Here is a 17,865-nt window from a genome sequence, read left to right on the forward strand (position 1 = left end):
CTGCGTGCAACACCTGCGCCACTCTGAATCGATACTCCTCGGCGTGTCCTGGGCGCAGGTGTTGCACGCAGTGTTACGAAGCGCAGATCCTTGCGGGAGGAGGGTTGCGGGGGAATCGCCATGGGTCCCCGTCCCGGGTGGTTGAGCCGTCGGAATGGGGTGTTCCGGCATCCGGGCTAAGAAAGTTCAAAAAAAGCCACCGGATCGTGTCAAGGTTCGGGCTAAAGCGTCCGATAGGGGAAGTGGAATGTCACCCGGCTGCAGGAAGGAAACCCCGTGACGACGGTCTTGATCTGCGACGACCGACGCAGTGTCCGTGAAGGGCTCACCCGAGTGATGTCCGCGGTCCCTGGGGTCAGTCGCATCGACTGCGTAGCGCACGGTGACGAGCTGCTGGCCCGGTACTCCCGTCAGCCCGTCGACGTCGTGCTGGTCGGGACGCAACGCGCGGTCCCGACGGGTGTCGAAGCCACCCGGCGGCTCGTCTCGGCCAACCCCCAGGCGAACGTCATCGTCTTCGGCGCCCCGGACGACGCGGGCAGCATCGCCGCCGCGATCGCCGGCGGTGCCCGTGGCTACCTCCGCTGGGACGCGTCCCGGCCGGAGCTGGTCGCCGCGCTGGCCCACACCCTGGCGAGCACCTCGGTGCCCGCGCCCCGTCAGCCGTCCGATCCGGGCGTCCAGCTGACCGAGCGCGAGCTTCAGGTGCTCCGCGGGATGAGCCAGGGCAAGAGCAACGGCCAGATCGGCCGCGAGCTCTACCTGTCCGAGGACACGGTCAAAACCCACGCCCGGCGGCTGTTCCGCAAGCTCGGCGTGCGCGACCGCGCGCAGGCCGTGGCGCACGGCTTCCGCCGCGGTCTGGTCAGCTGACCTGCCGCTCTCCCCGTTCCTGACACGGCCGGTTCCCAGGTGACGACGGGCCAGGGCGTATCGCCCTGGCCCGCACCTGTGTGGTCCCCATCACACTCCGGCGCTCGATGTGGCGGATCCCGCCTCGCCACCCCGCCCCTCCGGCGGATCTCGTACCCGCAGCCGGGCTCGCTCGTTGAATCGGCGACCTCGACCGCGGGTCCGCAGGACCACCCGTATTTCGCCACTCCGGCAGTCGCGGCGCGCCCGGGCACCCCGCGCCCGCCGCTCCGGAGCGAGCCGACGGTACGGTAGCGGTCACCGGTGCGCGGTGGAGGCGACCACGGGCCGGGTTCTTTGCACACCTACACGTAACACTGGGACTGTTGTCTGCGATGGCCAATGTGGGGGATGGACTGGATGAGCCGGTCGCCGCTGCTGTCGAGGGAGATCCCCAGGCAGTCGAGCGGCTGCTGGCTGCTATCCGTCCACTGGTAGTGCGGTATTGCCGCGCCCGGGTTGGCAGGCAGGAGCGATCTTTCGCTTCGGCGGACGACGTTGCGCAGGAGGTGTGTCTCGCGGTGCTAACGGCATTGCCCTCGTACCGCGATCAAGGCCGCCCTTTTTTGGCCTTCGTCTACGGGATCGCCCAGCACAAGGTGGCCGACGCGCATCGCGCGGCGGCACGGAACCGGGCCGAGCCGGTGGCCGAGATCCCCGACGAGGTCGAGGTCGGGGTCGGCCCCGAGCAGCGGGCGCTGCAAGGTGAGCTGAACGAGCGGATGTCCCAGTTGTTGCAGGTGCTGCCGGACAAGCAGCGGGAGATCGTGGTGTTGCGCGTGGTCGTCGGCCTGTCGGCGGAGGAGACCGCGGACGCGGTCGGCTCCACGCCCGGCGCCGTCCGCGTCGCCCAGCACCGCGCCCTCGCGCGGCTGAGAAAGGTCCTGGCCGCGGAGGAGGTGATCTGAGTGACCGGTCACGAGAAGAGATTCGAGCCGGATGACGTCTTCGCCAGTGGCTTGACGGCGTCGGAGGCGGAGTTCGCCGCCGACCTGTCGGCCGTGCAGGCCGACGACGCGCTGCTCGATGCGCTCGGCGGGTCCGACCCGGCGCTGGCCGACGGTCTCGGCGACCAGGAGCTCAACGCGTTGCTGGTGGCGTGGCGAAGAGACATCGACAGCGAGCCCTTGGCCGAGCTCGTCGACGTCGACACCGCCGTGCGCACCGTCAGTACCGCCGCTCTCGCGAAGCGGCACGCTTCGAGCGGACGCCGCCGCAGGCTGCTCGTCCCGGTCGCCGTCGCCGCCGCCGTGCTGGCGATCGCGTTCACCGGCACCGGGCTGGCCGCGCGCTCCGCGCAACCCGGCGACACGCTGTGGGGCCTCGCGAAGGTCCTCTACGCCGACCACACCCGTTCCGTCGAGGCGGCCGCGACAGCGAAGCTCGACCTCGAGAAGGCCAACCTCGCCATCGCCGGCGGCAACCTCGACGCCGCCCGCCAGGCCCTCCAGGACGCCCAGGCCGCCCTGTCGCAGGTCACCGACGAGGAGAACCGCGACCAGCTGATGGAGCAGCACCGGCAGCTCGCCGCCCAGCTGCAGAACCCGGAGGCACCGGTCCAGGGGCCGATCCAGACCTCGCTGCCGTCGCCGTCGCCCGGCGCGCCTTCGTCGCAGGTGCCGCCGGCCGGCTCGGCGACGTCCATCCCCGGCAGCGGCAGCGGCACGACCAGCCTGCCCGGCAGCGGCACGCCGACCCCGACGCCTCCGCCGCCGAGCAGCGACTCCCCGACCCCGACGCCGACCCCGCCGACCACCACGGTCGCGAGCGGCAACGACCCGGGCACACCGCGCAGCGAGTCCGCGGGTGGTCAGTCGCAGGGCGTCGGCGAAACGCCGTAGTCCACGGACGTGAAGAAGCCCTGGTGAGGAAACTCACCAGGGCTTCTTCGTGTTCGAGGAGCGCTCAGTAGGCGCTTTCGTTGGCCGTCACGCCGTCGGCGAAACCGCGGCAGTAGTCCCAGCTCACGTAGTCGCCGGGGTTCGGGTCGTAGGCCGGCTCGTGCGGGCGCATCCGCCCGTCGGCCAGCAGCTGTTCGAGGCTGGCCCGCAGGAGGTGCCAGTCGTGGTAGTGGGGTTCGTCGCACTCACCGCAGTCGACGACGATCCCGCGTACCCCGCGAGGTTCGAGCAGGGCCTGGTAGACGGCCAGATCCGAAAGATCGGCCAGTAGTTCGGTGCGTTCGGAGTCGCTGATCGGCTCGTCCAGCCGGTCCTCGGGGTCTCCGAATGCGCGGGCCGGGTCGTCCGGGTCGTCCGCGAACGGGTCTGGAGGCAGGACATCGTGCGCCACGGCCTGCACGGTACCGGGCGGCCCCGCCGGCCCGCCCACCGCCCGGGGCGGGCCGCGGGCGGCGGATATCATGAGGGGAAGGCTCCGAGTCGCCACAGCGACACGCTCATCCCGCGCCAGGAAGGCCCTTCACCCGCTATGACCAGCGACGGCACCACCGCCCCCGTTCCGGCCAAGTTCGCCATGCTCGGCCTGACCTTCGACGACGTGCTGCTGCTGCCGGCCGAATCGGACGTCGTTCCCAGCGCCGTCGACACGAGCTCCCGGCTGACCCGGAACATCACCCTCGGCGTCCCGCTGGTGTCCGCGGCGATGGACACCGTCACCGAGGCGCGGATGGCCATCGCCATGGCCCGCCAGGGCGGCATCGGCATCCTGCAGCGCAACCTGCCGATCGACGAACAGGCCGCCGCGGTCGAGGTCGTCAAGCGGTCGGAGGCCGGCATGGTCACCGACCCGGTCACCTGCGCGCCGGACGCGACGCTGGCCGAGGTCGACGCCCTGTGCGCGAAGTTCCGCATCTCCGGCGTGCCGGTGACGGACGCGGCCGGGACGCTGGTGGGCATCATCACCAACCGCGACATGCGGTTCGAGGTCGACCACAGCCGCCCGGTGTCCGAGGTCATGACGAAGGCGCCGCTGGTCACCGCCCAGGTCGGTGTCTCGGCGGACGCCGCGCTCGGCCTGCTGCGCCGGCACAAGATCGAGAAGCTGCCGATCGTCGACGGCGCGGGCAAGCTCCGCGGCCTGATCACGGTCAAGGACTTCGTGAAGACCGAGCAGTACCCGAAGGCGACCAAGGACCCGGACGGCCGGCTCATCGTCGGCGCCGCGGTCGGCGTGGGTGTCGACGGCCACAAGCGCGCGATGACGCTCGCCGAAGCCGGCGTCGACGTGCTGATGGTCGACACCGCGCACGGGCACTCCCGCGCGGTCGTCGACACGGTCTCGCTGCTGAAGAAGGAGCTGGGCGAGTCGGTCGACATCGTCGGCGGCAACGTCGCGACGCGGGCCGGCGCGCAGGCGCTGGTCGACGCGGGCGCGGACGGCATCAAGGTCGGTGTCGGCCCGGGTTCGATCTGCACCACCCGGATCGTGGCGGGCGTCGGCGTGCCGCAGATCTCGGCGATCTACGAGGCCGACCAGGCCGCGCGGCCGGCGGGCATCCCGGTGATCGGCGACGGCGGCATCCAGTACTCCGGCGACATCGCGAAGGCCATCGCGGCCGGCGCGTCCACGGTGATGCTGGGCAGCCTGCTCGCCGGCACCGCCGAGTCGCCGGGCGACCTGATCCTCGTCAACGGCAAGCAGTTCAAGGTCTACCGCGGCATGGGCTCGCTGGGTGCGATGCAGTCCCGCGGCCAGGGCAAGTCCTACTCGAAGGACCGCTACGCCCAGGACGACGTGCTCAACGAGGACAAGCTGGTCCCCGAGGGCATCGAGGGCCGGATCCCGTTCCGCGGCCCGCTGGCCAACGTCGTGCACCAGCTGGTCGGCGGCCTGCGCGCCGGCATGGGGTACGCGGGTGCCGAGACGATCGCGCAGCTGCAGGAGGCGCAGCTGGTCCGGATCACCGCGGCCGGGCTCAAGGAGAGCCACCCGCACGACATCACGATGACGGTGGAAGCACCGAACTACACCACCCGCTAGTCCGCCCTTTCGACCGTTCCGCCCCTCGGTCACGGGCCGCCAGAATCGGCCCGTGACCAGGGAGGGACGAATGTCGATTTCTCGGCGGACGGTGGCCGCGGTGGCCGCGGCGGCAGTGCTCGGACTCGGCGGCGGCTTCACCGCGTCCGCATCGGACAACCCGGCCGCGCCGGACCAGGTGCGGTCGCCGGGGGAGCTCTGGAAGCGCACCGAGCTGTTCTTCGGCACCGGCAAGCCGGACGGCACCGAGGTGACCGACAAGGAGTTCGCCGCGTTCTCCGACCGCGAGCTCACGCCGGCGTTCCCCGACGGCTTCACGCGGCTCGACGGCAGCGGCCAGTGGCGCGGCGGGTCCGGCTCGATCGTGCGGGAGCACACGCACGTCGTCGTGCTGCTCTACCCGTTCGCGCACCGGGATGCCGAACGGCAGATCGAAGAGGTCCGCGCCGACTACAAGAAGCAGTTCCAGCAGGAGTCGGTACTGCGTTCGGACTCCGTGGAGAAGGTGTCCTTCTGAGTCACGGTGACCTAGCGTGCTTACGGTAATCGGCCTATCGCCTTGCGTGGCCCTCGTGGTGTGCACTAGGACACATGACGGTCCTGCGCAGGGTGTTCTTCACGGCCGTCGCCCTGCTGTCGTTGTTCCTCGGCGGCATCGTCTGCCTGATGTGCCAGGTGCTGGCCGGCCGCGACGCGCCGACGTACCGCGTCGAGGGCCAGGTGGCGTCCCACACGCGGGGCGCTCTCCCGGTCGGCGGCAACGAGGATGCGATGAGCCACACCGTCGCGGTCGACGCCGGCGACCGGCACTACCGCGTCACGGCGGTCGATCCGGGCCTCGACCTCCCGATCGGCCAGCCGGTGACGCTCGACGTGTCGACGGCGGACGGCAGCATCGCGTACCTGCGCGCGGGCGGCGGCGTGGTCGACCTGCGCTCGGGCGTGGTCCGGCCGGTCCTGCTGATCGTCGCCAGCCTGCTGGCCCTGGGCGCGGTGTACTTCGGCGCGGTCCGGCTGAACGTCTACCCACCGGTGGCGACCTGGCTGGCCCTCGCCCTGGGCGCGCTGCTGGCGCCGGTCGCCGTGTTCGTGCGGGTGTAGCCGTGGCCGAGAAAATGATCGTCCCCGCGCTGGCCGCGGCCTTCGCCGGAGCCGCGCTGGCCTTCGGGACCCACGGCGTCCTCGACGCAGGCGGCCCGGCCGGGCGGGAAGAAGCCGTCGTCGAGACACGGGGCCAGCACGACGACACCCGGATCGGCCACCTGTACGACCTCGTTCTCCGCACGGCGTCCGGCGAGCGCTTCGAGGTCAGCTCGCACGACGCGACCTTGGACCTGGAGCCGGGGTTGCCGGTCACCCTGGAGGTCTCCGAGGTCGGCGGGTCGGTGCAGGCCGTGGAAGCGGGCGGCCACCGGGTGGAGGTCGGGAACTCGCCCGTCGCCATCGGCGTCTTCGTGGTGCTGATCGCGGGCATGGCGCTGCTCTTCGCGCTGATCGCCGCCGTGGACACGGGCCGGCCCGGCCTGGCCGCGCTGAGCATGACGGCCGGGTTCGCGGCTGGCGCACTGCCCGTGCTGCTGCTGTTCTAACCCCCGTGCGCAGGTCACCCACGCGGCCTAGCGACAATGGGGCACGGCAGATTGTCGTCGTCGGAGGAGGCTTCACGTGCGGGACCTGGTCGAGATCGGGATGGGCCGCACCGCGCGGCGGGCTTATGACCTCGACGACGTCGAGATCGTGCCGTCGCGGCGCACTCGGTCGTCCTCGGTGGTGTCCACCTCCTGGCAGATCGACGCCTACCGCTTCGACCTGCCGCTCGTCACGCACCCGACCGACGCGATCGTCTCGCCCGGCACCGCGGTTGCCGTCGGCGAGCTCGGCGGGCTGGGCGTGCTCAACGCCGAAGGGCTCTGGGCGCGGCACGCGAACGTCGAGGACGCCATCTTCCAGCTGGTCCGCGCGGCCGAAGACCTCGAAGACCCGACCGCGGTCGGCCGCGTGCTGCAGGAGCTGCACGCCGCGCCGATCCGGCTCGACCTGCTGACCGAGGCGATCAAGACGGTCCGCGAATCCGGCGTCACGGTGGCCGCGCGCGTCAGCCCGCAGCACGCCGCCGAGCTGACCCCGGACCTGATCGCGGCCGGCGTCGAGATCCTCGTCGTCCAGGGCACGATCATCTCCGCCGAGCACGTCCAGCGCGACGCCGAGCCGCTGAACCTCAAGGAGTTCATCGGCCGCCTCGACGTCCCGGTCATCGCCGGCGGCGTCAGCGACTACCGCACCGCGATGCACCTCATGCGCACCGGCGCGGCCGGCGTCATCGTCGGCCACGGCTACACCCCGGGCGTCACGAGCACCGACCGCGTGCTCGGCATCGGCGTCCCGATGGCCACCGCGATCATCGACGCCGCGGCCGCCCGCCGCGACTACCTCGACGAGACCGGCGGCCGGTACGTGCACGTGCTCGCGGACGGCGGCATGACGGTGTCGGGCGACATCGCCAAGGCCATCGCGTGCGGCGCGGACGCCGTCATGCTCGGCTCACCGCTGGCCGCCGCCTCGGACGCGCCCGGTCAGGGCCTGTACTGGACGGCGGCCGCGGCGCACCCGTCACTGCCGCGCTCGCGCGTGGCGGCGGGCCCCGACTACGCCGTCGACCTCAAGACCCTGCTGTTCGGGCCGTCGTCGGACGCGGAAGGTGTGGTGAACCTCTTCGGGGCGCTTCGCCGCGCGATGGCGAAGACGGGCTACTCGGACCTCAAGGAGTTCCAGCGGGTGGGCCTCACCGTCCGGCGGTGAGGTGCTCGCGGAACGCGGCGAAGGCGGTCGCGGAGTAGACGAGGACCGGCCGGGGCACCGCTTGCTTGGTGTCCCGGACCCCGACCACGCCGGGGCCGGTGCCGATCTCGACGCAGGCGTTTTCTTCGAAGTGGCTGTGGCTCGACTTGCGCCAACCGGTGAGCGTTCGTGGGCTCATCGTGGTGTCTCCCGCCCTTGTGTCCCGACCGGCGGTGATTCGCCGACGTGGACATCGACCACCGTAGAGATTACCCACTATTGTCGTCGGACAAGCGTAACCGGCGAGTAACTTACCTCTGGTCAGAACGCGGAGCCGGAGTTACGCTCCAGGTGTGACTGCCAGTAACACCACCACCAGTGCGGGTGGCCCCGACTACGACGTCGTCGTGGTGGGGTCGGGGTTCGGCGGCAGCGTCGCGGCGCTGCGGCTCACCGAGAAGGGCTACCGGGTGGCCGTCGTCGAGGCGGGCCGCCGGTTCGCCGACGACGAGTTCGCGAAGACGTCCTGGGACCTCAAGCGGTACCTGTGGGCGCCGCAGGTCGGCTGCTACGGCATCCAGCGCATCCACATGCTCAACGACGTCATGGTGCTCGCGGGTGCCGGCGTCGGCGGTGGCTCGCTGGTCTACGCGAACACGCTGTACCGGCCGCTCAAGCCGTTCTACCGCGACCGGCAGTGGGCGCACATCACCGACTGGGAGTCCGAGCTCGCCCCGCACTACGACCAGGCGAGCCGGATGCTCGGCGTCGTCACGAACCCGACGATCACCCCGTCGGACGTCGTGATGCGCGAGGTCGCGAAGGACATGGGCGTCGCCGATTCGTTCCACGCGACGCCGGTCGGCGTCTACTTCGGCAAGCCGGGGGAGAAGGCGGCCGACCCGTACTTCGGCGGTGCCGGCCCCGAGCGCGTCGGCTGCACCGAGTGCGGCTCGTGCATGACCGGCTGCCGCGTGGGGGCGAAGAACACGCTGGTCAAAAACTACCTCTACCTCGCCGAGCAGGACGGCGCGCAGGTCATCCCGCTGACGACGGTGACGTCGGTGAAGCCGATCGACGGCGGCTACGAAGTCGGCCTCAAGAAGACCGGGACGACCTCGAAGAAGTTCCGGACGACGATCACGGCCGAGAAGGTCGTCTTCGCCGCGGGGACGTGGGGCACCCAGAACCTGCTGCACAAGATGAAGGACACCGGCACGCTGCCCGCGCTCTCGCGCCGGCTCGGCGAGCTGACCCGGACGAACTCCGAGGCCATCATCGGCGCGGCCCGCACCGACGTCGACGAGAGCCGGAACTTCAGCCGCGGCGTCGCGATCACCTCGTCCATCCACCCGGACGAGAACACCCACATCGAGCCGGTCCGCTACGGCAAGGGCAGCAACGCGATGAGCCTGCTGCAGACGATCGCGACGGACGGCGCCTCGCCGGTGCCGCGCTGGCGGCAGGCCGTCACGTTCATGCTCAAGCACCCGGTCCAGGCGGCGAAGCTGCTCAACGGCTACCGCTGGAGCGAGCGCACGGTGATCCTGCTGGTGATGCAGAGCCTGGACAACTCGATCACGACGTACACGAAGCGAGGGCTCTTCGGCCGGCGCAAGTACACGTCCAAGCAGGGCCACGGCGAGCCGAACCCGAGCTTCATCCCGGCGGGCCACGAGGCCAACGAGCGCACGGCCGGCCACATCGGCGGCATCGCGGGCGGCACCTGGGGCGAGATCTTCGACATCCCCCTGACGGCCCACTTCATCGGCGGCGTCCCGATCGGGGCGTCGGCGGAAGAAGGCGTGATCGACCCGTACCACCGCGTGTTCGGCTACCCGGGCCTGTCGGTGGTGGACGGCGCGGCGATCACGGCCAACCTGGGGGTGAACCCGTCCCTGACGATCACCGCCCAGGCCGAGCGCGCGTTCTCGTTCTGGCCGAACAAGGGCGAGGAGGACCTGCGGCCGGTGCAGGAGTCGCCCTACGTGCGGCTTGAGCCGATCGCGCCGAAGAACCCGGCCGTCCCGGCGGACGCCCCCGCCGCCCTGCGCCGATCCTCCTAGACTCGGGGCCGTGACGGCATCCGAAAAGGCACACGCACTGCTCGACGGCATCCGGCGGCTCGACGACGAATGGGCGCGGGCCATCGGCGGCCTCGGCGAGCCCGAGCTGCGTGCCCCCAGTGCGCTGCCCGGCTGGTCGCGGGCCCACGTCCTCACGCACGTCGCCCGGAACGCCGATGGCCTGCAGAACCTGCTGACCTGGGCGAACACCGGGGTCGAGACCCCGATGTACGCCAGCCCCGAGGCCCGCGAGCGGGACATCGAAACCGGCGCCCAGCACGCCGCCGCCGATCTGCTCGCCGACTTCGTCGCCTCGGCCGGGCGCTTCGAGCAGTACGCCGCCGCGATGCCGGACGACGCCTGGGCGCGTGAAGCCCGCAACCGGCAGGGCGTGCCGGTCACCGGGGCCGTGGTGGCGCGGATGCGGCTGTCCGAACTGACCATCCACCTCGCCGACCTCGACCGCGGCTACGACCTGGACCGGGTGCTCGCGCTGCTCGGCCCGCTGACCGAGGACGTCGTCCAGAACGCCATCACCTCGCGCGGGGCCCACCTCCCGGCCCTCCGGCTGGCCGCCGACGGGTTCGAATGGACGATGGGTGCCGCCCCGAAGACGACCGTCCGCGGGTCGGCCGGGGCGCTGCTCGCCTGGCTCAGCGGGCGTTCCGACGGCGCCGGCCTCGACGGTGCCGTGCCGCGGATCCCGGCCTGGGCGTGACCGGTCGGCTCCGCCCGGTGAACGCCTTGCGCCCGCTCTACACTGGGCGTTCCCGGCCCCGAGGAGTCCGCTGTGGACAGTGAGCACGACCAGGGACGGCCCGGCGTCCCCCGGAGGGCGTTCCTGCGCATCGCGGGCGTCTCGGCCGCCGGTGCCGTCGCCGCCGCGTGCGGGCCGGAGCAGCCCGCGGCCCCGGTCGCCTCGACCGCTCCGGCGACCACGGCGGCCGCCCCGTCCGCCAGCGGACTGCCCACCGGCCCGCCGAACTGGGACGACCTGCGCTCCAAGCTGACCGGCAGCCTGCTGCGTCCGGGCACCGACGGCTACGACACCGCCAAGCACGGCTTCAACCAGCTGTTCGACGGCAACAACCCGGTCGCCGTCGCCACCGTGTCCACCGTCGAGGACGTCCAGGCCTGCGTCCGGGCGACCGCCGGGCGCGTCACCATCGCCGCGCGCAGCGGCGGCCACAGCTACGCCGGCTACTCGGTGCCCCAGGGCGGGCTGGTCATCGACGTGGCCGCGCTGAACAAGGTCGACGTCCAGGGCGGCAAGGCCGTGATCGGCGCCGGCGCGAAGCTGCAGGACGTCTACACCGGACTCGCGCGGGCCGGGCGCGCGCTGCCCGCGGGCACCTGCCCGACGGTCGGGATCGCCGGGCTGACCCTCGGCGGCGGCATCGGCGTGCTCACCCGCAAGTACGGCCTGACCTGCGACCACCTGAGCTCCGCGCAGGTCGTCACGGCCGACGGCCGGACGCTCACCGCGTCCGCGGGCTCCGAACCGGACCTGTTCTGGGCCCTGCGCGGCGGGGGCGGCGGCAACTTCGGCATCGTCACCGAGTTCACCTTCGACACCGAGCCGGCGCCGCCGGAGCTGACGGTGTTCTCGCTGCGCTTCCCGGCCGGGTCGGGTGCCGGCGTGCTCGCCGCGTGGCAGCAGTGGATCGCCGCGATGCCGCCGGAGCTGTGGGCGAACCTGGTGCTCTCGGGCGGCTCGCCGGTCCAGTGCCGCGTCGGCGGCTGCTACGTCGGCGACACCGCCGGGCTGAACACGCTGCTCAACAACCTGACCACGAACGCGGGCGCCCGGCCGGCGCAGCGCGTGGTGAAGACCCTGGACTACCTCGGCGCCATGAAGTACTTCGAGGGCAGCTCGAACCGCCAGTCGTTCGTCGCGTCGTCGCGGATCATCACCGCGCCGGTCGACGCCGCGAAGATCGTCGCGGTCGCTGACGGCAAGCAGGGCGTGGACCTGCTCATCGACGGTCTCGGCGGCGCGGTGGCCGGGCCGGCCAAGGACGCCACCGCGTTCTGGCACCGGGACGCGCTGGCCAGCGTCCAGGTCTACGCGTCCGCGACGGCGAAGACCCGGACGAAGGTCACGCAGACGGTCGGCGACGTCGTCGCGGGTCTCGCCGCGGCCGGCGCGGGCGGCGGGTACGTCAACTACATCGACCCGGCTCTGCCCGACTGGAAGGCCGCCTACTACGGCGACAACGCCAAGCGGCTCCAGGAGGTCGCGCAGAAGTACGACCCCAACAACGTCTTCCGGTTCGGGCAGGGCGTGGTCAGTTAGAGGTCGATGCCGGTGAAGACGGTGACGCGCTCCTCGGTCAGGTCGTGCATCGCGGCGAGCACGCCTTCGCGGCCGACGCCGGAACCCTTCACACCGCCGTAGGGCATCTGGTCGGCGCGGTAGGACGGGACGTCACCGATGATCACGCCGCCGACCTCGAGCTCGGCCGAGGCGTGGAACGCCAGCTGGACGTCCGTGGTGAAGACGCCGGCCTGCAGGCCGTAGGCGGATTCGTTGACCGAGCGGAACGCCTCGTCCACGCCGTCCACAATGGACACCGCGAGCACCGGCCCGAAGATTTCCTCGTTCCAGGCCTTGGTGTCCGGCGGGACGTCGGTGAGCAGCGTCGGGGCGACGGTCGCGCCGTCGCGGGTGCCGCCGGTGAGCACCTTCGCGCCCGCCTCGACAGCCTCGTCGACCCACGCGACGATCCGCTCGGCGGCGGCCTCGTCGACGACCGGGCCGACGTCGGTGTTGCGGTCGTACGGGTCGCCGGTCCGCTGCGACTCGACGGCTTCCACCAGTGCGGGCACGAACTCCTCGGCGACGGCGGCGTCGACGATCACCCGCTGCACCGCGATGCAGGACTGGCCCGCCTGGTAGTTGCCGAAGGTGGCGATCCGGTGCGCGGCCCCTTCGGGGTCGGGCCAGTCGCGCAGCACGACGGCCGCCGCGTTGCCGCCGAGCTCGAGCACGACGTGCTTGCGCGGCGCGGCGTCCTTGAGCGACCAGCCGACCGGGCCGGAGCCGGTGAACGACACGACCGGCAGCCGCGGGTCGGCGACGAGCGCCTGCGTCTCCTCGTTTCCCAGCGGCAGCACGGAGAACGCGCCTTCGGGGAGGTCCGTCTCGGCCAGGATCTCACCGAGGATCAGGGCCGACAACGGCGTCCGCGGCGCGGGCTTGACGATGATCGGGGCGCCGATCGCCAGCGACGGCGCGACCTTGTGCGCCACCAGGTTGAGCGGGAAGTTGAACGGCGCGATGCCGAGCACCGGCCCGCGCGGGACGCGGCGGGTCAGCGCCAGCCGCGCCTCGCCCGCGGGGTCGGTGTCGAGGCGCTGGACGTCGCCGGTGAAGCGGCGGGCCTCCTCGGCGGCGATCCGGAACACCGACACCGCCCGCTTGACCTCGGCTTCGGCCCACTTGAGCGGTTTGCCGTTCTCGGCGGTGATCACTTCGGCGATCTCCTCGGCCCGTGCGGCGAGCACGCGGGAGACGTGGTCGAGCGCGCCCGCGCGCAGGTGCGCGGGGCTGCGCCGGAACTCCTTGGCGACCGAGGCCGCGGCGGCCACCGCGCGTTCGACCTGGTCCGGCCCGGGCACGGCGACCGTGGCGACCTCGCTGCCGTCGTACGGGTGGTGCACAACGAGGGTGGTGGCGCCCGGCTCCGGGCGCCCGGCGATCCAGGCGGGGCGCGGCTCGGGGGTGATCATGTCCATGCGTACCAACGTAATCCGGGTGAGGGCGCAGCCGGCGGACCCCCACCCGGACGGGTCACGGCGCGATGCGCACCTTCGGCGGCGTGCGTGCCCTCGCCGCCGGTATGCCCCGGACTTTCGTGACAAACGGAAGGGGTCCGGCCACGTCTACGCGCCTAGATTTCCGGCCATGACCACGCACACCGCATCCCGCCACCCCCTCGCGGCGCTCGCCCCGGTGGCCCGCCGCCCGTACCTGACCGCCGCGGTCTTCGCGGTGACGCTCGCCTGCGGGATCGCGCAGCTGGTCCACCCGCCGCTCTACGACGCCATGAACCGCGACGCGGCCCGCATCGACGCGGGGCAGTGGTACCGCCTGGTCACGGGCATGTTCTTCCAGGACGGCAGGGCCCTGGGCCTGGCCTTCAACCTGCTCACCCTGGCCGTCGTCGGCGCCTTCGCCGAGCGCGTCTTCGGCCGCGCGCGGTGGCTGCTGCTCTACTTCGGCTGCGGCCTGTTCGGCCAGTTCGTGAGCTATGTCTGGCTCAACCCGGTCGGCGCGGGCAACTCGATGTGCGTGGCGGGTCTGCTCGGCGCCCTGACGGCGGTGGTCCTGATGGCTTCGCGCCGCTACGGCGTGGATCTGCCGTCGCGGCTGCGGATCGCGGCCTTCGCGGTGCCGGTACTGGCCGTGGCCGGCACGGTCGCGCACGACAACCACGGCGTGCCCGCCCTGCTCGGCCTGGCGCTGGGCTTCGCGCTCCTACCGGCTGCGGTAGAGGTCGCGCAGCAGTAGCACCTCGGCGCAGTGGTGGATCATCTCGCGGTGGATGTGCAGCACCAGGGTGGCCATCGGGTACTTCCCGTACGGCCCTTCCGCCGGTCCGCACGGCCGGGCCAGCGCCTCCTCGTCGAGCGACTGCACTCCGGCGATCCACTGCGGGTAGAGCTGGTCGAGCTCGGCGAGCGCTTCGGCGGCCGTCCCGGCGTAGGGGTAGGTCTCGTAGCCGATCGGCGCGCCGCCGAAGTGCGACGCGATCCGCGCGCCCAGCACGCCGACGAGGACGTGGCCGAGCCGCCAGGCGATCGTCGTGACCGGCGGCGGCGTCGGCTCCGGGTAGGCGAAGTCGATGGTGAACGGGCCCGTGCCGGGTTCGTCGTCCGACTTCCGCGGCCGGACGGTCCAGCAGCCTGCGACCGGCTCCCAGAAGTACTCGTCGTCGGTGAGCCCTTCGAGCTTCGGGCGGGTGTGCACCTTCCAGTGGAAGTCGAGCTGGTCGGTCAGTTCCTTCGTCCAGTTCACAGCCATACCGGGCACCGTAGGCCCGATTCAGGACAGGAGCGGCCCTGAATCCGGGTGACCGGGCCCACCTGGGACGATGGTGGGGAATCCCGCTTCTCGCCAGGAGGTCGCCAGGTGCCCAACCCCACCGGTCCGGTTCTCGTCGTGGACTTCGGGGCGCAGTACGCGCAGCTGATCGCCCGGCGCGTCCGCGAGGCACAGATCTACTCGGAGGTCGTGCCGCACAGCGCGTCCACCGAGGAGATCCTCGCCAAGAACCCCGCGGCCATCATCCTTTCCGGTGGTCCTTCGAGCGTGTACGCCGAAGGCGCGCCGGGCATGGACCCCAAGCTCACCGAAGCGGGCGTGCCGATGTTCGGCATCTGCTACGGCCACCAGCTGCTGGCCAGCGCGCTCGGCGGCGTCGTCGAGCCGACCGGCGTCCGCGAGTTCGGCCGCACCGAGGTCCGCGTGACCGGCGACGGCGGTGTCCTGCACGCCGGCCTGCCCGCGCACCAGCCCGCCTGGATGAGCCACAACGACAGCGTCACCAAGGCTCCGGAAGGCGCGGTCGTCACCGCTTCTTCGGACGGCGCCGCGGTGGCGGGCTTCGAAGACGTCGAGCGCCGCTTCGCCGGCGTCCAGTACCACCCGGAGGTCGCGCACTCGCCGCACGGCCAGGAGGTGCTGCGCCGGTTCCTGCGCGACATCGCCGGCATCGAGCCGCAGTGGACGACGTCGTCGATCGTCGAAGACCAGGTCAAGCGGATCAGCGACCAGATCGGCGACGGCCGGGCGATCTGCGGCCTGTCCGGTGGCGTCGACTCCGCCGTCGCGGCCGCGCTGGTCCAGCGCGCCATCGGGGACCGGCTGACCTGCGTGTTCGTCGACCACGGCCTGCTGCGCGCGGGGGAGCGCACCCAGGTCGAGCAGGACTTCGTCTCCGCCACCGGGGTCAACCTGGTGACCATCGACGCGCGGGAACGCTTCCTCGACGCGCTCGCCGGCGTCACCGACCCGGAGCAGAAGCGCAAGATCATCGGCCGCGAGTTCATCCGCGTCTTCGAGCAGGCCGAGCGCGACCTCAAGGCGCAGGGCGACTACAAGTTCCTGGTCCAGGGCACGCTGTACCCGGACGTCGTCGAGTCCGGCGGCGGCGAGGGCACGGCCAACATCAAGAGCCACCACAACGTCGGCGGCCTGCCGGACGACCTGGAGTTCGAGCTGGTCGAGCCGCTGCGGCTGCTGTTCAAGGACGAGGTCCGGCGGGTCGGCTCGGAGCTGGGCCTGCCCGAGACGATCGTGCAGCGCCAGCCGTTCCCCGGCCCCGGCCTGGGCATCCGGATCATCGGCGCGGTCGACCAGGAGCGTCTCGACACCCTGCGTGCGGCCGACCTGATCGCCCGCGAGGAGCTGACGGCGGCCGGGCTGGACCGCAGCATCTGGCAGTGCCCGGTGGTGCTGCTCGCGGACGTCCGCAGCGTCGGCGTCCAGGGCGACGGCCGGACGTACGGGCACCCGGTGGTGCTGCGGCCGGTGTCGTCGGAGGACGCGATGACCGCGGACTGGACGCGCCTGCCCTACGACGTCCTGGAGCGGATCTCCACGCGCATCACCAACGAGGTCGCGGAGGTCAACCGGGTGGTCCTGGACGTGACGTCCAAGCCGCCGGGCACCATCGAGTGGGAATGAGTCCCCGGTAGCCAAGGCTCGAGGCCCCGGCGTGGGATCCGGGGCCTCGAGGGATTTCGGTGGGTCAGCGCCGCCGCTTGCTGCCGAACGACGCGGCCAGCAGCAGCACCCCCACGAACACCGCACCGCCGGCGATCACCCAGCGGAAGTCGAACGAGGGCAGCCAGCTCGCGCCGTCCGAGAGGACGTACGCCGACACCAGCAGCGTCGCGACGCCCACGATCAGGGTGAAGGCGTCCACGCCGCCGCGCTTGGCGGGCCGGGTGTCGGCCGGGTTGTCGTAGGCGTAAGGGTTCTGGTCAGTCACGCCGCACCTCCACGTTGCCCACGCTGTTCGAAACCTTCAGGGTGATCTTCTGGCCGCCGACGCCGTCGGGGCCGTTGTCCGTGCCGATCAGCGCGGGCTGGCTGATGCCGTCGGCCGAGCGGTCGAAGCAGGACGTCTCGCCCGCGCCGGTGTGGCAGTCGAAGGTGACGTCCGCGTTCGCCGGCACGATGACCGTGGTGTCGCCCGCACCGTTGGACACGGTCGTCGAGTACGGCGCTCCTTCGGGCAGCTTGGTCAGGTCGAGCCGGATGTCGCCGGCCGCGTGCTGGTAGAGCGGCTGGAGCTCGGCTGCCGACTGCGGTGTCGGGTCGAGGTCGCCGACGCCGCCGCGCATGTCGAAGTTCTTGAACGGTGACGTCGTCAGGACCAGGCCGACGATGGCGAGCGGGATGGCGAGCCCGATCAGGCCGCGTCCGCCGCGGGCGAACGCCCCGGCGACCAGGCCGACGCCGACCACGCCGAGCACCAGGCCGACGATGTGCTGCGCGTCGAACCAGCCGGCGCCGTTGAGACCGGCCAGCACCCCGGCGCCGGCGGTCACCACGGCCAGCGCGAACGTCGCCGAGCCGACCTTGGACCGCGGACGCCGCGCTTGGCAGGACGGCGGCGGCGTGGGCCGCGGCTCCGGGGCGGGCGTGGCGTCGGGGAGGTCCCAGCCGGCCGGGTCGGCGGCGAGGGGATCCCAGCCGCGCGCCGGCGAAGGCGCCTCGGCGGTGTCGGTCATGGTGAAGGCTCCGTTTCCGGTGAAGGCCGGGTACGACGTCCGCGCGGCGACCGGCGCGGGGCGGTTCTCGTGGCCGCGGCTGCGGTGCAGGAGGTAGAGAGCGGCGGCGATGAGGGCGCAGCTGATCAGCCCGCCGCCGTCGAACCACGACCCGGTGATCGAGCCCCCGGCGCTGACGACGGTGAGCACCATCAGCACGACGGCGAACGCGGGCGACACCGACGACCGGCCGCGCCCGATCAGGCTTTCGAAGCCGGAGACCTCGTCGCTCTCGCCGGGCAGGAACAGCCACCCCAGCAGGTAGAAGGGAACGCCGAAGCCACCGAAGATCGTCGTCACGACGAGCGCGATCCGCACGACGACGGGATCGACGCCGTACCGCCGCCCGACAGCAGCGGCCACCCCGGCCAGCTTCCGCCCGGCG

Annotated in this window: 19 protein-coding genes; 13 read left to right on the top strand and 6 right to left on the bottom strand. The window is 71.9% G+C overall.

The features are described from left to right. The first annotated feature begins 276 nt into the window (after positions 1-276). The 3 genes from CCN39_RS34355 to CCN39_RS34365 all read left to right on the top strand — a co-directional run bounded on the left by CCN39_RS34355 (position 277) and on the right by CCN39_RS34365 (position 2,753). The gene (locus CCN39_RS34355) at positions 277-873 is read left to right on the top strand and encodes a response regulator transcription factor (RefSeq protein WP_003073605.1); all 597 of its coding nucleotides are present in this window, start codon (positions 277-279) and stop codon (positions 871-873) included. Between the two features lie 374 nt (positions 874-1,247). Beyond that, positions 1,248-1,820, top strand: coding sequence for a sigma-70 family RNA polymerase sigma factor (locus tag CCN39_RS34360; protein WP_043786628.1), 573 nt, complete (start codon positions 1,248-1,250; stop codon positions 1,818-1,820). Then, positions 1,821-2,753, top strand: a complete 933-nt coding sequence (locus CCN39_RS34365) for an anti-sigma-D factor RsdA (protein WP_086849139.1) — start codon at positions 1,821-1,823, stop codon at positions 2,751-2,753. It begins immediately after the preceding gene. Positions 2,754-2,817: 64 nt separating this feature from the next. On the opposite strand, the gene CCN39_RS34370 is transcribed toward CCN39_RS34365, so the two are convergent. Beyond that, positions 2,818-3,213, bottom strand: coding sequence for a DUF5319 domain-containing protein (locus tag CCN39_RS34370; protein ID WP_003073549.1), 396 nt, complete (start codon positions 3,211-3,213; stop codon positions 2,818-2,820). A 129-nt stretch (positions 3,214-3,342) separates the two neighbouring features. Between CCN39_RS34370 and guaB the strand changes: the two genes are divergently transcribed. The 5 genes from guaB to CCN39_RS34395 all read left to right on the top strand — a co-directional run bounded on the left by guaB (position 3,343) and on the right by CCN39_RS34395 (position 7,653). Further along, positions 3,343-4,854, top strand: coding sequence for an IMP dehydrogenase (gene guaB, locus CCN39_RS34375; RefSeq protein ID WP_086849142.1), 1,512 nt, complete (start codon positions 3,343-3,345; stop codon positions 4,852-4,854). 70 nt (positions 4,855-4,924) lie between these two features. Continuing rightward, positions 4,925-5,371, top strand: coding sequence for a DUF3574 domain-containing protein (locus CCN39_RS34380; protein ID WP_086849144.1), 447 nt, complete (start codon positions 4,925-4,927; stop codon positions 5,369-5,371). A gap of 74 nt (positions 5,372-5,445) precedes the next feature. Beyond that, positions 5,446-5,955 carry a hypothetical protein gene (locus CCN39_RS34385; protein WP_086849146.1) on the top strand — a complete coding sequence of 170 codons (510 nt, stop codon included), beginning with the start codon at positions 5,446-5,448 and terminating at the stop codon, positions 5,953-5,955. Between the two features lie 2 nt (positions 5,956-5,957). Beyond that, complete coding sequence (locus tag CCN39_RS34390; protein ID WP_086849148.1) at positions 5,958-6,443, top strand: hypothetical protein; 486 nt, start codon at positions 5,958-5,960, stop codon at positions 6,441-6,443. Between the two features lie 76 nt (positions 6,444-6,519). After that, the gene (locus tag CCN39_RS34395; protein ID WP_013222686.1) at positions 6,520-7,653 is read left to right on the top strand and encodes a GuaB3 family IMP dehydrogenase-related protein; all 1,134 of its coding nucleotides are present in this window, start codon (positions 6,520-6,522) and stop codon (positions 7,651-7,653) included. On the opposite strand, the gene CCN39_RS34400 is transcribed toward CCN39_RS34395, so the two are convergent. Then, the gene (locus CCN39_RS34400; RefSeq protein ID WP_086849150.1) at positions 7,637-7,831 is read right to left on the bottom strand and encodes a DUF397 domain-containing protein; all 195 of its coding nucleotides are present in this window, start codon (positions 7,829-7,831) and stop codon (positions 7,637-7,639) included. The two genes, CCN39_RS34395 and CCN39_RS34400, sit on opposite strands and share 17 nt — an antisense overlap. 154 nt (positions 7,832-7,985) lie before the next feature. On the opposite strand from CCN39_RS34400, the gene CCN39_RS34405 reads away from it, so the two are divergent. The 3 genes from CCN39_RS34405 (at position 7,986) to CCN39_RS34415 (ending at position 11,994) form a co-directional block, all read left to right on the top strand. Beyond that, positions 7,986-9,698, top strand: a complete 1,713-nt coding sequence (locus tag CCN39_RS34405) for a GMC family oxidoreductase (RefSeq protein WP_086849152.1) — start codon at positions 7,986-7,988, stop codon at positions 9,696-9,698. A gap of 10 nt (positions 9,699-9,708) precedes the next feature. Further along, positions 9,709-10,416 (top strand): maleylpyruvate isomerase N-terminal domain-containing protein, encoded by a 708-nt coding sequence (locus CCN39_RS34410; RefSeq protein WP_086849153.1) that lies wholly within the window; start codon positions 9,709-9,711, stop codon positions 10,414-10,416. Positions 10,417-10,488: 72 nt separating this feature from the next. Beyond that, positions 10,489-11,994, top strand: coding sequence for an FAD-binding oxidoreductase (locus CCN39_RS34415; protein ID WP_086849154.1), 1,506 nt, complete (start codon positions 10,489-10,491; stop codon positions 11,992-11,994). Here CCN39_RS34415 and CCN39_RS34420 read toward each other — a convergent pair. After that, a complete protein-coding gene (locus CCN39_RS34420; protein WP_086849156.1) occupies positions 11,991-13,436 on the bottom strand; it encodes an aldehyde dehydrogenase family protein in 1,446 nt (481 codons plus the stop codon). The genes CCN39_RS34415 and CCN39_RS34420 overlap by 4 nt on opposite strands. A gap of 169 nt (positions 13,437-13,605) precedes the next feature. Between CCN39_RS34420 and CCN39_RS34425 the strand changes: the two genes are divergently transcribed. Further along, positions 13,606-14,211: a rhomboid family intramembrane serine protease gene (locus tag CCN39_RS34425; RefSeq protein ID WP_086849158.1), complete on the top strand. Its 606-nt coding sequence runs from the start codon at positions 13,606-13,608 to the stop codon at positions 14,209-14,211. Here CCN39_RS34425 and CCN39_RS34430 read toward each other — a convergent pair. Next, positions 14,179-14,724: a DinB family protein gene (locus CCN39_RS34430; protein WP_086849160.1), complete on the bottom strand. Its 546-nt coding sequence runs from the start codon at positions 14,722-14,724 to the stop codon at positions 14,179-14,181. The genes CCN39_RS34425 and CCN39_RS34430 overlap by 33 nt on opposite strands. A gap of 108 nt (positions 14,725-14,832) precedes the next feature. Here CCN39_RS34430 and guaA point away from each other — a divergent pair, with 108 nt between their 5' ends. Further along, on the top strand, positions 14,833-16,389 hold the full coding sequence (gene guaA, locus CCN39_RS34435; protein ID WP_086849162.1) for a glutamine-hydrolyzing GMP synthase: 1,557 nt from the start codon (positions 14,833-14,835) through the stop codon (positions 16,387-16,389). Positions 16,390-16,453: 64 nt separating this feature from the next. Here the strand turns inward: guaA and CCN39_RS34440 are convergent, their stop codons facing one another. After that, complete coding sequence (locus tag CCN39_RS34440; protein ID WP_086849164.1) at positions 16,454-16,696, bottom strand: hypothetical protein; 243 nt, start codon at positions 16,694-16,696, stop codon at positions 16,454-16,456. Continuing rightward, the coding region (locus tag CCN39_RS34445) for a PspC domain-containing protein (protein WP_086849165.1) at positions 16,689-17,865 on the bottom strand (1,177 nt) is incomplete at its 5' end. The genes CCN39_RS34445 and CCN39_RS34440, both read right to left, overlap by 8 nt.

It is taken from the genome of Amycolatopsis kentuckyensis, assembly GCF_002155975.1.
Taxonomy (GTDB): domain Bacteria; phylum Actinomycetota; class Actinomycetes; order Mycobacteriales; family Pseudonocardiaceae; genus Amycolatopsis; species Amycolatopsis kentuckyensis.

Bases quoted from the DNA above. Each gene is read 5' to 3' on its own strand.
- CCN39_RS34360 (WP_043786628.1), top strand. From the start codon at position 1,248: ATGGCCAATGTGGGGGATGGACTGGATGAGCCGGTCGCCGCTGCTGTC.
- guaB (WP_086849142.1), top strand. From the start codon at position 3,343: ATGACCAGCGACGGCACCACCGCCCCCGTTCCGGCCAAGTTCGCCATG.
- CCN39_RS34380 (WP_086849144.1), top strand. From the start codon at position 4,925: ATGTCGATTTCTCGGCGGACGGTGGCCGCGGTGGCCGCGGCGGCAGTG.
- CCN39_RS34385 (WP_086849146.1), top strand. From the start codon at position 5,446: ATGACGGTCCTGCGCAGGGTGTTCTTCACGGCCGTCGCCCTGCTGTCG.
- CCN39_RS34400 (WP_086849150.1), bottom strand. From the start codon at position 7,831: ATGAGCCCACGAACGCTCACCGGTTGGCGCAAGTCGAGCCACAGCCAC.
- CCN39_RS34420 (WP_086849156.1), bottom strand. From the start codon at position 13,436: ATGGACATGATCACCCCCGAGCCGCGCCCCGCCTGGATCGCCGGGCGC.
- CCN39_RS34425 (WP_086849158.1), top strand. From the start codon at position 13,606: ATGACCACGCACACCGCATCCCGCCACCCCCTCGCGGCGCTCGCCCCG.
- CCN39_RS34430 (WP_086849160.1), bottom strand. From the start codon at position 14,724: ATGGCTGTGAACTGGACGAAGGAACTGACCGACCAGCTCGACTTCCAC.